The sequence below is a fragment of the Empedobacter stercoris genome, from assembly GCF_020281205.1.
Taxonomy (GTDB): Bacteria; Bacteroidota; Bacteroidia; order Flavobacteriales; family Weeksellaceae; genus Empedobacter; species Empedobacter stercoris.
Window position 1 is genome coordinate 23,093 of sequence record NZ_JACXZC010000010.1, and the last position, 15,120, is coordinate 38,212.

Consider the following 15,120-nt stretch of genomic DNA (forward strand, 5'->3'; position numbering starts at 1 on the left):
AAATTAGGTTGCTAATTATAGTACAAATATATCTATTTTGTTCGATTCGGATTATCTTTCACAAAAGCACCCCAACCTGAATATGAACTTGATGTTCCTGATGTTTTTCCCGAATTTAGATAATGACAAACTGCAACAGCAAGTCCATCTGTGGCATCCAAACGCTTTGGAATTTCCTTCAGGCCAAGCAAATGTTGCAACATTCCTGCTACTTGTTCTTTAGATGCATTTCCATTCCCAGTAATTGCCATTTTAACTTTTTTTGGAGCATACTCAACAACTGGCATATCGCGATGCAAACACGCCGCAATACAAACACCTTGTGCACGCCCAAGTTTTAGCATAGATTGAACATTTACACCAAAAAATTGCGCTTCAATGGCCAGTTCATCTGGATGATATTGATCGATAATGGCCAAGGTTTTTTCGAAAATCATTTTTAATTTCGTTTGTTGATTCGGAAGTTTATGCAACAATAATTCATCTAATGTAATTAATTTCATCTTGTTGTTTTTGACTTCAATCAAACCAAAACCCATCACCATTGTACCAGGATCAATCCCTAAAATAATCTTTTCCATTGTTGCGAAGATATTAAGATATTCTCAAAATTAAGCTGAATTGTGTTTTGCATTAATTTGGTATAATCGAAAATCTCTACACATAAAGTTTTCGATAATTTGAATTCCTTGTATAAGATTGTCCAAAATTTCCCATATTCCGTATCGTTTTTCATGTAATTATTCAAGGGAAACGTATTTTTTAGGAATAAATTTACTGGTTTTGAGTTAATTATCCTATAAAATTTACGGAAAACAAAAGAGAATCTAAGTTGATTCTCTTTTGTTTTTATTTTCTATTTAAAGCGATTAATGGTTCTATAAATTCTCTTGTATTGGATAATCTCGGTACTTTATTTTGACCACCTAATTTTCCACGAGAAGACATCCATTCTATAAATAATCCTTTTCTCGCACAATGAACAATAGGACGATTAAGCGTCATATTATTGTAACGTTTTGCTTCGTAATCGGAATTAACTTCTTGCAATCCTTTGTCTAAACAATCAATAAATAGCTCAAAATTTTCAGGTTCTTTATCAAATTCAATCATCCATTCGTGTGCACCTTTTTCTTTACCTTCCATAAAAACTGGACCAGCACTGTATTCAGAAATAATAGAATTCGTTTGCTGGCAAGCTCTTTTCAACGCTTCTTCTGCATTTTCGATCATTAATTCTTCTCCAAATGCATTGATATAATGTTTTGTGCGTCCAGAAACAACGATTCGGTGTGGATTTGTTGAAGTAAAGCGAACCGTATCACCAATGATATAGCGCCATAATCCGCCATTAGTGGTAATGACTATTGCATAATTTTTTCCCACTTCAACTTCTTCAATTGTTAAATAATGTTGATTTTCTGAACCAAATTCTTCCATCGGGATAAATTCATAAAAAATACCATTGTCCAATAATAACAATAAATCTTTTTTATGCAATTGATCTTGAATTCCAAAGAATCCTTCCGAAGCATTGTATAACTCGAAATAATTTAAATCTTTTTGAGTGATTAAATTGTAATTTTCAGCATAAGGTGTAAAGTTGATTCCTCCATGGAAAAATACCTCCAAGTTTGGCCATAATTCGTCCAAATAGTTCTTTCCCGTTTCAGCTAATAATTTGTTTAATACAACTAACATCCACGATGGAACTCCTGTTAAAGAGCCGACATCTTCGTTTCTTGTTGCATTAATAATGGCATCCATTTTTACATTCCAATCTGACATCAACGAAATCTCACGATTCGGGATGTTTTTCATTTCGGCATAAAAAGGTAAATTATCAATCAAAATAGCTGATAAATCACCAAAACGTGTGTCGTATTGTTGATAAAGTTCACTACTTCCTCCAATTCGAAGATTTTTATGCATAAAAATATCCGTTTCGGGATATGCATTTAAATATAACGCAAACATTGTTTTTCCAGCTGCATAATGACAATCTTCTAACGATTCATTACTAATCGGGATAAACTTACTTTTGGCATTTGTCGTTCCCGAAGATTTAGCAAACCATTTTATTTTTCCATGCCAAGCTACATCTTTTTCACCTTTTCTTGCTAATTCGATATAAGGCTGAAAATCTTCATAATGTACAGCAGGAACTTGTTCTTGAAATTTCTGAATAGATTTAATTTCATCAAAATGAAATTCCTTTCCGTAAATAGTCGATTTGGCTTTTTTGATGTTTTCAAACAACACACGTTCTTGCGTACCAATTGGATTTTTGATGCTTTCTTCGATAACATTCATTCTGCTACGCATCATAATTTCCATAATCTTATTGACTATTCCCATCCGTTAAAAGTTTTGTAGATTTACACAAAATTAATTAAACTTTTTTAGCAATATGCAGTTTGAAGGACAAATTCGTAAAATGACAACTGAAAATGGAACTCCTATAAATTACTATTGGAATTTCAAGAATGATTTTATCGTGATGAATCAATTGTTAGGAAAAAAAATCAAGATTAGCTTTGATCATTACGAATGTTTGAGTTGCCACGAGGATAAAGAAATTTATCAGATGGGATATTGTAAAAATTGTTTTTTTACAGTCCCAGAAGCTAACCCAAGTGTCATCAATCCAGAACTTTCTACCGCACATTTAGGAATTGGACAACGTGATTTAGAATTTGAAACAAAGTTCGAATTGCAACCGCATATTGTTTATTTAGCGAATTCATCTGGTGTTAAAGTTGGCGTGACACGTTTAACGCAAGTTCCAACACGTTGGATAGACCAAGGTGCATCAGAAGCAATTATTATAGCGCGGACAGATAATCGTTATGAAGCTGGAATGATAGAGGTTTCCCTAAAAAATGTAATTGCTGACAAAACAAATTGGCAACGTATGCTGAAAAATGAGGTACCTGAAATTGATTTGTATCAACACTATCAAACCATTAAAGAGGAGGTTAACCCAGATTTTAGACAGTTTTTAGTCGAAGAACCAGAAGTGATGAAATTAGATTATCCTGTTTTATCCTATCCTGAAAAAGTGAAATCATTAAATTTGAAAAAAACGCATGAAATAGAAGGGGTTTTGAAAGGAATTAAAGGTCAATACTTAATTTTTGAAGACAATACAGTTTTTAATGTACGTGGGCACGAAGGATTTTATGTGAATTTTGAAGTGTAACGTTAAATAGAAATAATTCAATAAATAATCGATTTTCTTGTAGAGTCGATTTTTTTATTCCTTTATCTTATTGATTTTAATAAAAATACTTGTTTTTAAATTTATTTGTTATTACATTAGATACAATCATTTAACACAAAAAAATATTGAATTATGAAAGCAAGTGCATTATTTATGGTTGGCGGGATTTTGGCTTTAACAGCATGTAATAAAAAATCAGATTTACCAGATTATAAAGTGAAAGAGGCAATTTTAGACGTTTATAAATACAGAGCCGATAAACCAGATTCGTTGTTTGCTAAAGTTGAAGGTGTGAATGTTGATGATTTGAATGCAGTTGTGAAACAATATGGACCTGTAGACATCTATAATTTTGAGAAAATGACTCCGCTACAAGACGGTGATAAAACGGTTTACGAAGCAGTTTATAAAGTATCTTTTAAAGGAGCAGAAGGAACAGAAACGTTTAAAGTAAAAAGAGTAGATAAATTGGACGGAATTGTTGTTGGCTATGCAAGTGATGTGAAACCTGTATCAACACCTGCAGATTCAACTGCAATGGTGAAAGATTCTGTGAAATAATTTTAATAAAAATGAATAAATAGTGTTGATATTTTAATATAATAGCTATATTTGTTATCAATAATGAAACAAAACGGATTAAATACAATTATTACGATTACTTCGAGTGTACACACTTAGAAGAATCTTTTTATGTATTTTAATCTTTAATATAATGCAAAGCATCTTCTAAAAATTAGAAGATGCTTTTTTTATTGTCTAAAATTATTAATGTATGAAAATTTTAAAATTCGGAGGATCATCAGTTGGCACTGTAGATAGCATTCGCTCTGTAGTAGAAATTGTTAAAAAGGAAAAGCAACAGAATCATCAAATTATTTTGGTTGCATCAGCTATTTCCGGAATGACCAATTTATTGACCAAAATGTCCGAAGAGGCGTCTTTGGGGAAATTTAATGAAAAAGACTTAGAAAATTTTCAACATACGCATTTTGAAATTGTAAAAACATTAATTGAAATCGCTGATCAAAATCCAACATTAACAAAGTTGAAATTATTAATGAATGAGTTGGAGGATCTTTTGCAAGGTGTAGAAATACTGAAGGAACTTAGTCTTCAAACAAAAGATTTGATTGTTAGTTTTGGAGAGAGATGTAGTGTATTATTGTTAGCAAAGGTATTGGATCAAGAAGTCGGAAATGCAATTTCAGTTAATGCTTCAGACTATATTTTGACAGATAATCATTTTGGTCATGCAAATGTTTATGAAGAAATTACTTATCATAATATTCAACAATTAGTTCAACTTCATCAAAACAAATTGTTAGTTGTAACAGGATTTATTGCAGGAAATACAGAGGGGAGGGTGACGACTTTAGGACGTGGAGGCTCAGATTATACAGCCGCTTTATTCGGCGCGGCATTAAACGCCGAGGAAGTAGAAATTTGGACAGACGTAAATGGAATGATGACAGCAGACCCTCGTTTAGTTAAAAAAGCATTTTCATTGGATAGCTTGTCGTATACCGAAGCGATGGAATTGTCGTATTTCGGAGCAAAAGTGATTTATCCACCAACGATGTCTCCTGCTTTCAAGCTAAAAATACCGATAGTGATCAAAAATACATTTCAACCAGATTTCAAAGGGACAAGAATTCAGTTTCACTCAGAACCAACAGCTTATCCTATAAAAGGAATTTCGTCGATAAATAATGTTGCTTTAATCAATGTAAAAGGAAGTGGATTGATTGGTAAATTAGGTTTTAGCGGCAGGTTATTTTCGTTATTAGCTCAACATCAGATCAATATTATTTTGATTACGCAATCTTCTTCTGAGCATAGTATTACACTTGCTATTCATCTTGATGAAATCGAGAAAGCTAAAAAGTTAATTGAAGAAGAGTTTGTCTTAGAGATCAAAGCAAAGTGGTTAGAGCCAATTGAAGTGGAAGAAAATCTTGGAATTATTGCAATTGTTGGTGAAAATATGAAACAAACCATAGGTGTTTCGGGAAAATTATTTTATGCACTCGGAAGAAACGGAATCAATGTTCGGGCAATTGCACAAGGTTCTTCGGAGTACAATATTTCAGTAGTTATAAATGAAAAAGATGTCTCAAAAGCCTTAAATGCTGTTCATGATGCATTTTTCAATCACCTAAAGAAGACCATTCATGTTTTTAATGTTGGTGTAGGGAATATAGGTTCTACTTTCTTGAATCAACTTGAAAAACAGAAAGATTTTTTAGCAAATAATAATGATATCGAAATCAAATTAATCGGATTGTCGAATTCGAAAAAGATGATGTTTAATGAAAATGGCATTTCTTTTTCAGATTGGAAAAATGCTTTAGATGATTCTAAGATAGACGCAAATTTAGATCAATTTATTGAACAAATGAAGCAACTTAATCTTCCAAATTGTGTTTTTGTAGACAATACTGCAAGTGCAGAAGTACCTAAATATTATAAACGAATTTTTGAACATAATATTTCGGTTGTTACTTGTAACAAAATAGCAAACTCATCTTCGTATGAGTCGTATAAAGAGCTGAAAAATACAGCAAGAAAATATGGAATTGATTTTTTATATGAAACCAATGTTGGAGCAGGATTACCAATTATTTCTGTGTTGAAAGACTTGAGAATGAGTGGTGATGAAATTCTGAAAGTAGAAGCGATTTTGTCAGGAACAATTTCTTATATCTTCAATCATTTCAAAGGCGAAAAAACGTTTGCAGAAGTCGTGAAAGAAGCACAAGAATTAGGTTATACAGAGCCCGATCCTCGAGACGATTTGAGTGGAATAGATTTTATGCGAAAAATGTTAATTCTTGCCCGTGATAATGGTTATCAAGTAGAAGCAGAAGACGTAATTATTGATACGATTTTACCAAAGTCTTGTTTAGAAGCAAAATCTGTTTCAGATTTTTATCAGGCTCTTGAGTTGGAAAATGATTTTTTTGAAAAGATTAAAAAGCAGGCTGAATCTGAACAAAAAGTGATACGTTATATAGGAGTGTTAGAAAATGGAAAGATTACGATTTCATTAGAATTGGTTGATGCTCAACATCCTTTTTATTCACTTTCGGGAAGTGATAATATTATTTCTTTCACAACAGAGCGTTACAAGGAAAGACCATTAGTCGTGAAAGGTCCTGGAGCGGGAGCTGAAGTTACAGCCGCTGGTGTTTTTGCAGACTTAGTTAACATTAGTTCAATAAGATAAAATAGAAATTATATGTTTCAAGAAGTTGTTATAAAAAATAAAATTAATTCAGATAAATTTTTACAAGAAGTTCATGTATTTGCGCCTGCAACTGTTGCAAATATGATTTGTGGTTTTGATATTTTGGGTTTTGCAGTTGATGAACCTGGTGATGAGGTGATCATGAAAAGAACAGATAAATTAGGAATAGAAATTCTACAAATAACAGGTGACGAAGGTAAATTACCATTAGATGCAATGAAAAACACGGTATCTTATTCGGCTTGGAAATTATTAAGTGATTTGGGATTGAATGAGTCGTTTGGATTATCCATAGAATTGCATAAGAAAATGCCAATTGGTAGCGGATTAGGGTCGAGTGCTGCGAGTACTGTTGCAGGTGTTTTTGCGTTGAACGAATTGTTGGGAAAACCTTTGTCGAAAGATGAGTTATTACCTTATTGTATGGAAGGAGAGCGATTAGCTTGCGGTTCGGCACATGCAGACAATGTTGCGCCTTCTTTGTATGGAGGAATCACGTTGATTCCTTCTTATCAACCACTCTTGGTGCGTTCTCTACCCGTTCCAAAAGATTTAGTTGTTACCTTAATTTATCCGAAAGTAGAAGTACCAACCAAGGAAGCGCGAAAATTAATTAAGGATAAAGTTCAGCTTAAAAAGGTGATTAATCAGTTAGGAAATGTTGCAAGTTTGATTGCTGCGATTTATGAAAATGATTACGATGAAATTGGTCGTTCGATGCAAGATGAAATTATAGAGCCTCATCGTTCTTTGTTGATTCCTTATTTTGATGAAATGAAACAAATTGCCTTAGAAAATGAAGCATTAACTTTTGGGATTTCTGGCTCGGGACCTACTGTTATGGCACTTTCTAAAAATAGCTTAGTTGCTGAAAAAATAGAACAATTGATTCATGATTTTTTAAATTCTAAACATATCGATCACCTCACATTTGTCTCAAAAATAAACACTCAAGGACCATATTTAAAACACTAAATCATGAAATTATATAGTACAAATAATCATCAAAATATAGTTGATTTTCAGCAAGCTGTTTTTCAATCTCTTCCAGAAGATAATGGTTTGTATATGCCTTTATCAGTAGAAAAATTAAATCAGGATTGGATCAAATCAATTCAAAATTATTCGTTTCAAGAGATAGCGAAGAAAATTAGTTATGAATTATTAAAGGCAGAATTTTCTGAAAAAGAAATCAATGATTTAATTGATGAAGTCATTAATTTTCCAGCACCGTTGGTTTTTTTGGAAGAAGATTTGGCTGTTTTAGAGTTATTTCATGGCCCTTCTTTTGCCTTCAAAGATTTCGGCGCAAGATTTATGAGTAGAGTTATGGCTCATTTTTCGAGGAAAGAAGATCAATTATTGGATGTTTTAGTCGCAACTTCTGGTGATACAGGAGGAGCAGTTGCATTAGGATTTTTAGGTGTTGAAGGAACGCGAGTAACAATTTTATACCCAAAAGGTAAAGTTTCACCAATACAAGAACTGCAACTAACCGCTAACGGTAATAATATTAGAGCGATCGAAATTGAAGGAACCTTTGATGATTGTCAAGCATTGGTTAAGCAAGCATTTTTGGATAAGGATTTAATCGGTAGATTGAACTTAACGTCTGCAAATTCGATTAATATTGCACGATTAATTCCTCAATCTTTTTATTATTTCGAAGCTTTTGCAGAAGCTAAACGAAAAGGGTTTGAGAAGATATCATTTGTTGTTCCAAGTGGAAATTTTGGAAATATTACGGCTGGAATTTTAGCTTCGATATTAGGTTTAGAGGTGAAACAATTTGTGGCAGCAACAAATGCAAATGATACAGTTCCTCATTTTTTAGAAACAAATACGTATTCTCCAAAATCTTCTGTGCAAACATTATCGAATGCGATGGATGTCGGAAGTCCAAGTAATTGGGTTCGTGTGATGGAGTTTTTTGAGCACGATCTACACGTATTAAAAAAGAAATTGCTTTCGAAATCTTATTCGGACGATGAAACCTTGAAAGCAATCAATGAAATTCATGAAAAGTATAATTACATTGCTTGTCCGCATACCGCTATTGCGTGGTTAGCAGCAAAAGAATATCAAGCAACAAAGAAAGATAAAAGTGAAGTAACCGTTTTTCTATCGACAGCTCATCCATGTAAATTTCCAGACGTGTTTCCTGTGCATCTTCGAGATAAAATTATTGATCCAAAAGAAGTAAAAGAATTGAAATTGAAAAAATCTTTAAAGGTTGAAATGAAGAATAATTTTTCTGAATTAAAAGAGTGGTTGATAAGGAATAATTAGATTCAAGGATAAAGTAATTTTAAATTATTTTGTTCATTCCAAAGACATATTCTAACATAAGAATATGTCTTTTTTATTTTTAATTGTATCTTGGTATTGATTTATGAAAAAGAATAATGTATAGTTTGAACTATTTTAACCAAATAAATTTTAAATTTTTTATTGTTGTATTGTTACTTGGATTTTGCATAAACGCACAAGAGAAAACAAAATCAAAAAATCCGACTGAAAATAAAATAATATTTAAATAAATCGTTTGAACTTGTAGGAGAGGATTTAGATTCTGCGCTTTTGTATAATAAAATAGCAGAAGATCTCATACAACGTTTACCAGAAAACACCAATCACTTTTCACTTTATAAGAACCTGGGAACCATTTATCTTGAAAAAGGAAATTTACCAATTGCTTTAGATTACTTATTGAAAGCGGCTAAAATAGTAGAGGTACAACTTAAAAAAGAGCCAAATAATCAAACTTATATAGCTTCAAAAATAGATGTATTAATTGTAATCGGTAATTTGGAGTTACGTCAAAATAATTTTGACGAAGCATTGTCTTTTTATAATAAAGCAAATGCTGAAGTTAAAAAAGTTAAAGATCAAACCAAACATACTCAATTAAGATAGGCTTTGGCAATAGGAAGAAAAGTTGGAAGTACAGAGTCGATATTACATTCGTTAGAATCTTTGCGAACACTTTATGAGCATACAAATAACGACAAACTTGCTTACCGTTATTTGAAAGAGTTAACAAATTTGAAAGATAGTTTGTTTAACGATCAAGCTGTTAAAAAATGGCTCAGTTGGAGTTGAATTATAAATTGGATCAACAAAAATGATGTATTTATTAAAAAAGAATGAATTTTTGAATACCATTGCCGAAAGGTTAACAGAAATAAAACGTAAAACTTTGCCTGAGAATCAAAAAGCTATTCAAAAGTTAATTGTTGAAATGCGTCAGAAAATAGACGATGATATTTGGAATGAATTTGAAGCGTATTTTACGAAAGTTAACCCAGAATTTTATTCGAAATTAAATCAATTATTTCCAGACCTTACACCAAACGAAAAAAAATTGTGTGCATTTCTTCGTCTTAATATGTCGACAAAAGACATCTCGTCGATTACGTATCAGTCGGTTAATAGTATTGCTGTTTCGCGTTCACGTCTTCGTAAAAAACTCAATATACAAGGAGAAGATAAAAAATTGATTAATTTCCTTTCTAATATATAAATGATACTAAATCAGTGTTTTGTAAAATAATGTATGATTAATGTAATAGCAAATTAAATTATTGTATTACTTATGTAAGGTAGTTTTCGTAACAGATTTAAAAATCAAAAAAGATATTTGTTTCAATATTAATGAACACTAATATCAAATTTATGAAATTTAAACATTTACTATTTAGTACGTTATTCGTTACAATTGCGAATAATGCAAACGCACAAAAATTTATTAAAACAACTTCAGTAGAAGAGTACTTTAACTTAACAGGCGTTTCAAAATGAAGGTAAAATGGTGGGATATCCTGCTTTCACAATGTCTTATTATATTTGGACGCCAGAAAGCGGAGATATGCAAAACATTGGCGGAGTTGGAGCAGGTCAAGGTTTTGGAGGACAAGCAAAATTTTCGAACGACGGAAAGTTTTTGTCTGGAACAAGTATCAATGAAGAAACGGGATTAGGAGAAATATCGCGTTACAATGTAGAAGCCAAAAAATGGGAAACATTAGGAAGCTTAGGGTTTAATAATGATTATAGTACGGGGTCTGGATTTAACATTTCAGGAGATGGGAAAACTGCAGTTGGCGGAGGCTGGGTAGAAGGTTCGAGAATGTACGCAATCGTTTGGAATGAAAAAGAAGGTTTAATCAACTTAGGGACATTAGTCGAGAAAAGAAATACAAGAGCAACTGCTGTTAGCGAAGATGGTGGTGTAGTTGTTGGTTTTCAAGAAAATAAAGGAGGAGATAGACTGGCTACAATTTGGAAAAAGAATCCTGTAGGAGGTTATTTTCCGAATATATACATTTACAAAGATCCAAAAGGAGATTATAATATTTTACCAGAAATTACTGCTGTATCAGGAGATGGTAAATGGGTAGGTGGTGTGAATAGTATAGCGTCACCTAATGTTTGGATTTGGAGCGAAGAAAAAGGATTGGTAGATTTAGGATCTTTGGCGACATCAGGAAATTATATAACATCTTGGGTTACTTCTATCAACTATGATGGATCTGTTGTTTTAGGTTATACAATTTCAAAACAATGGGTAGATTCTGCACCAGTTTACACACCATTTATTTGGACAAAGGAAGAAGGAATAAAGGATTTTAATGATTATGTAACCAATACATTAAAATTTGATTTAAAAGGTGATCAAATATTTGTCCCTACTATGTTATCTGCAAATGAAAAATATATTGTAGGTTGGGGATTAGATGGAACTTATATTAAGGTATTTAGAATACAACTTCCAAATTTATCAACAGATGAAATACAATCATCAGAAAAAGCAACTTTATATCCTAATCCAGTAACCAATGTATTGAATATTGATGCAAAAGAAGATATTTCTGAAATCAAAGTTTACAACATGGCAGGACAACAAGTTTTATCGAAAGAAGTTCGTTCTAAAAATCCTAAAATTGATATGTCAACTCTAAAAGCAGGGGTTTACGTAGTAGAAGTGACTTCAGATTCTAATACAACAACGCACAAAGTCATCAAGAAATAGTTTTATCAAGTAGTTTGAATTTTTAAGAGGATAGTTTTCTATCCTCTTTTTTTATCCAATCATTAAAGAAAATAAGGTGCTGTCTGTGTTGAGGTATTGGTAATCAAAATGATGGTTTTCTAATCGATAAATTAAACCTTCTAAATCTTCCTTCTTCTCCAATTCAATTCCTACAATAGCAGGTCCGGTTTCTTTGTTATTTTTTTGAGTATATTGAAAATAGGTAATATCATCGTTTTCGCTTAATATATCATTTACTAATTCTTTTAACGCTCCTGCTCGCTGAGGAAAACTGATAATAAAATAATGTTTTAAACCTTCGTATTGTAAACTACGTTCCTTAATCTCTTCCATTCGGGTAATGTCGTTGTTGCTACCACTTAGTAAGCAGACAACAGTTTTGCCTTTGATTTCATCTGCAAAAAAATCTAAAGCAGAAACACTCAACGCGCCAGCAGGCTCTACAACAATAGCATCCTCGTTATATAAACGCAAAATAGTAGAACAAACTTTTCCTTCAGGTACAGTGCATGTTTTTGCTAAACCCTCGGAACAAATTTCATAGGTTTTTTCACCCGCTTTTTTTACTGCTGCGCCATCTACAAAAGGATCTATTTTAGCCAAAGCAATAGTTTTATTTTGATTAATAGCTTCTGTCATACATGCTGCCCCACTTGGTTCTACACCAATTATTTTGGTATTGGGACTTAACGTTTTTAAAACAGATATGACACCAGAAGCTAAACCTCCACCTCCAATTGGAACAAAAATATAATCGATAGGTATATCGCATTGCGCTAAAATTTCTAATGCAACAGTTCCTTGCCCAGCAATGACTTTTTCATCATCGAATGGGTGAATGAAAGTACTATTTTCTTCTGCGGATAATTGATGCGCATAAGCCGAAGCGTCATCAAAGGTATCTCCATGTAAAATGATTTCGATTTGATTTTTTCCAAACCATTTTACTTGTTTTATTTTTTGTTGAGGGGTAGTAGTTGGCATTACAATTTTACCTTTAATACCCAATTGATAGCAGGAATAGGCAACTCCTTGTGCGTGATTTCCGGCACTTGCACAGATCACACCATTCTCTTTTTCTTGTTCGGTTAACTGAACAGTTTTATTGTAAGCTCCTCTTAATTTATAGGAACGTACAACTTGCAAATCTTCTCGTTTTAAGTAGATATTGGCTTCAAATTGACGGCTCAAATTTTCGTTATAATCAAAAGGCGTTTTTTTTGCAACTCCTTTTAGGTTGACTTGAGCTAAATTGACTTCGTCAAGTGATACACCTAAGGTTGTAATTTTTTTATCTCTAAGTTCGTTTGTCATAATTCACTATTTCTTAGTTATTTTAACCTATTGTGCATTTTGATAATTTTAGCAATAAAACCGTCAGTTCGAGTGGAATTCTGTAGAGAGAACAAGATGTTAGAGCTTAAAATTCTATTCTCGATACAATTCTAATTCAAAATGCATAAGATGTTTAGTTTAACTATGCTGTTTTTATAGATTTCATTGCTGTCATATCTTGTCGAAGTTTCTTTCCTACGATTTCGACTGCATGGTTACGTAGAACATCATTAATATGTACTAATTTTGCATTGTCAACAGCATTGTCTTTTCCTTCGTTGAAATTTTTTCCGACAACATCTACGTTTACTTTTGTCATAAACTCTTTTAACAATGGTTTACAAGCTTGGTCGAAAAGATAACAACCGTATTCTGCTGTATCAGAGATTACACGATTCATTTCGAATAATTTTTTTCTTGCAATTGTATTTGCAATTAAGGGTGTTTCGTGCAAGGATTCGTAATAGGCAGATTCAGGTTTAATTCCAGCTTCTACCATCGTTTCAAAAGCTAATTCAACTCCAGCGCGAATAAAAGCAACCATTAATGTGTAGTTGTCAAAGTATTCTTGTTCAGTAATAGTTGCATCACCTGCAGGAGTTTTTTCAAATGCAGTTTCGCCAGTTTCGGCTCTCCATTTTAATAAGTTTTTATCATCATTTGCCCAATCTTCCATCATTGTCTTACTAAACTCACCAGAAATAATATCATCTTGATGTTTTTGAAACAATGGACGCATAATGTCTTTTAATTCTTCTGATAATTCAAACGCTTTAATTTTAGTAGGATTACTTAATCGATCCATCATACCGCTAACACCTCCATGTTTTAAGGCTTCTGTAATGACTTCAACTCCATACTGAACTAATTTTGAAGCGTAACCAGCATCAATTCCATTTTCAATCATTTTCTCGAAAGAAAGGATAGAACCGGTTTGTAAAAGACCACATAAAATGGTTTGCTCTCCCATTAAATCAGATTTTACCTCAGCAACAAATGATGATTTTAAAACGCCTGCTCTATGACCACCTGTTCCTACGCAATATGCTTTTGCTTGTTCAAGTCCTTTTCCTTTGGGATCATTTTCTGGGTGAACCGCAATTAAGGTAGGAACTCCAAAGCCTCTTAAGTATTCTGCACGAACTTCAGAACCAGGGCATTTTGGAGCAACCATGATTACCGTGATATCTTTACGAATTTGCATTCCTTCTTCTACGATATTAAATCCGTGAGAATATAAAAGTGTAGCATCTTGTTTGATTAGAGGCTGAATGGTGTTGATTACTTGCGTATGTTGTTTGTCAGGTGTTAAATTCGCAACAACATCAGCATTAGGAATTAATTCTTCGAAGGTACCGACTGTAAAATTATTGCTTGTTGCATTTTTCCAAGAGTCTCTTTGTTGTTCAATCGCTTCTTTACGAAGTGCGTATGAAACATCTAAACCGCTGTCTCGTAAATTTAATCCTTGATTTAATCCTTGTGCGCCACAGCCTATAATCACAATTTTTTTACCTTGTAATGCTTCTGTGCCTTTAGCGAATTCTGTGTTATTTAGAAATTCTGCTTGTCCAAGTTGGTATAATTGATCTCTTAATGATAATGAATTAAAGTAATTAGTCATGTTGTGTTTTTTATAAATTTTTTAATCGGGTTATGTGTAATTACATTGTGAAAACTGATTTTCCTTGGTTTAGGAATTCATTTTCTATAATTTCTTTCGATGGTTCGTCTTTTTCGAATTGTAACAATTTTTCATGAAAACCAGCGCTTGCTTTTATAATGGCTATTCTTGCACCTCTTACAAATTCTATTAAACCATATTTTGTCAATTCATGTGTAAGATTATCAATCTCTTCACGATGACCAGCTGTTTCAAAAACTGTATAGTCATTTCGTATAACCACTGTATTTGCACCATATTGACGTAATAACCGTTCTACGTAAGCTTTCTCTGCGATAATATGGGTAGGCACTTTGTATAAAGCTTGTTCTTGCCAGATTAATTCGTCGTTATTATTGTAATAGGCTTTTAGAACATCTATTTGTTTTTCAATTTGCATACAAAGTTTTCGAACAACTTCTTCAGACTCTTCAATCACAATTGTAAATCGATGTACATTTTCTATTTCTGATGGAGAAGTGCTTAAGCTTTCAATATTAATTTTTCTACGGGTAAAAATTCCTGTAACTCTACCCAAAATTCCGATTGAATTTTCTGTATATAACGTAATTGTATATTCTTGTTTCGAGTTCATA

15 protein-coding genes are annotated in these 15,120 nt (G+C 32.5%); 10 read left to right on the top strand and 5 right to left on the bottom strand.

Going from position 1 to position 15,120, the window contains the following annotated elements:
* Positions 1 to 32: 32 nt before the first annotated feature.
* A complete protein-coding gene (gene ruvC / locus IF125_RS06460; protein ID WP_225541909.1) occupies positions 33 to 581 on the bottom strand; it encodes a crossover junction endodeoxyribonuclease RuvC in 549 nt (182 codons plus the stop codon).
* 268 nt (positions 582 to 849) lie between these two features.
* Entirely contained in the window at positions 850 to 2,358 is a 1,509-nt protein-coding gene (locus IF125_RS06465) for a GH3 auxin-responsive promoter family protein (protein ID WP_171623775.1), read from the bottom strand.
* Positions 2,359 to 2,410: 52 nt separating this feature from the next.
* Here IF125_RS06465 and IF125_RS06470 point away from each other — a divergent pair, with 52 nt between their 5' ends.
* The 10 genes from IF125_RS06470 (at position 2,411) to IF125_RS06510 (ending at position 11,505) form a co-directional block, all read left to right on the top strand.
* On the top strand, positions 2,411 to 3,202 hold the full coding sequence (locus IF125_RS06470; protein ID WP_225541910.1) for a DUF2797 domain-containing protein: 792 nt from the start codon (positions 2,411 to 2,413) through the stop codon (positions 3,200 to 3,202).
* A gap of 153 nt (positions 3,203 to 3,355) precedes the next feature.
* The gene (locus IF125_RS06475; protein ID WP_225541911.1) at positions 3,356 to 3,784 is read left to right on the top strand and encodes a hypothetical protein; all 429 of its coding nucleotides are present in this window, start codon (positions 3,356 to 3,358) and stop codon (positions 3,782 to 3,784) included.
* 214 nt (positions 3,785 to 3,998) lie between these two features.
* The gene (gene thrA, locus IF125_RS06480; RefSeq protein WP_225541912.1) at positions 3,999 to 6,452 is read left to right on the top strand and encodes a bifunctional aspartate kinase/homoserine dehydrogenase I; all 2,454 of its coding nucleotides are present in this window, start codon (positions 3,999 to 4,001) and stop codon (positions 6,450 to 6,452) included.
* 12 nt (positions 6,453 to 6,464) lie between these two features.
* On the top strand, positions 6,465 to 7,448 hold the full coding sequence (locus tag IF125_RS06485; RefSeq protein ID WP_225541913.1) for a homoserine kinase: 984 nt from the start codon (positions 6,465 to 6,467) through the stop codon (positions 7,446 to 7,448).
* Between the two features lie 3 nt (positions 7,449 to 7,451).
* A complete protein-coding gene (thrC, locus tag IF125_RS06490) occupies positions 7,452 to 8,762 on the top strand; it encodes a threonine synthase (RefSeq protein ID WP_225541914.1) in 1,311 nt (436 codons plus the stop codon).
* A gap of 291 nt (positions 8,763 to 9,053) precedes the next feature.
* On the top strand, positions 9,054 to 9,389 hold the full coding sequence (locus IF125_RS06495) for a tetratricopeptide repeat protein (RefSeq protein ID WP_225541915.1): 336 nt from the start codon (positions 9,054 to 9,056) through the stop codon (positions 9,387 to 9,389).
* 3 nt (positions 9,390 to 9,392) lie between these two features.
* Positions 9,393 to 9,575: a hypothetical protein gene (locus tag IF125_RS06500; protein WP_225541916.1), complete on the top strand. Its 183-nt coding sequence runs from the start codon at positions 9,393 to 9,395 to the stop codon at positions 9,573 to 9,575.
* 22 nt (positions 9,576 to 9,597) lie between these two features.
* On the top strand, positions 9,598 to 9,996 hold the full coding sequence (locus tag IF125_RS06505; protein WP_225541917.1) for a helix-turn-helix transcriptional regulator: 399 nt from the start codon (positions 9,598 to 9,600) through the stop codon (positions 9,994 to 9,996).
* 152 nt (positions 9,997 to 10,148) lie between these two features.
* Entirely contained in the window at positions 10,149 to 10,274 is a 126-nt protein-coding gene (locus tag IF125_RS14240; protein WP_262903659.1) for a hypothetical protein, read from the top strand.
* Between the two features lie 7 nt (positions 10,275 to 10,281).
* A complete protein-coding gene (locus IF125_RS06510) occupies positions 10,282 to 11,505 on the top strand; it encodes a T9SS type A sorting domain-containing protein (RefSeq protein WP_225541918.1) in 1,224 nt (407 codons plus the stop codon).
* Between the two features lie 51 nt (positions 11,506 to 11,556).
* Here IF125_RS06510 and ilvA read toward each other — a convergent pair whose 3' ends face one another.
* The 3 genes from ilvA to ilvN all read right to left on the bottom strand — a co-directional run bounded on the left by ilvA (position 11,557) and on the right by ilvN (position 15,119).
* Positions 11,557 to 12,840 (bottom strand): threonine ammonia-lyase IlvA, encoded by a 1,284-nt coding sequence (gene ilvA, locus IF125_RS06515; RefSeq protein ID WP_225541919.1) that lies wholly within the window; start codon positions 12,838 to 12,840, stop codon positions 11,557 to 11,559.
* Positions 12,841 to 13,003: 163 nt separating this feature from the next.
* On the bottom strand, positions 13,004 to 14,485 hold the full coding sequence (ilvC, locus tag IF125_RS06520) for a ketol-acid reductoisomerase (protein ID WP_225541920.1): 1,482 nt from the start codon (positions 14,483 to 14,485) through the stop codon (positions 13,004 to 13,006).
* 40 nt (positions 14,486 to 14,525) lie between these two features.
* Complete coding sequence (ilvN, locus tag IF125_RS06525; protein ID WP_225541921.1) at positions 14,526 to 15,119, bottom strand: acetolactate synthase small subunit; 594 nt, start codon at positions 15,117 to 15,119, stop codon at positions 14,526 to 14,528.
* Position 15,120: the final 1 nt, after the last annotated feature.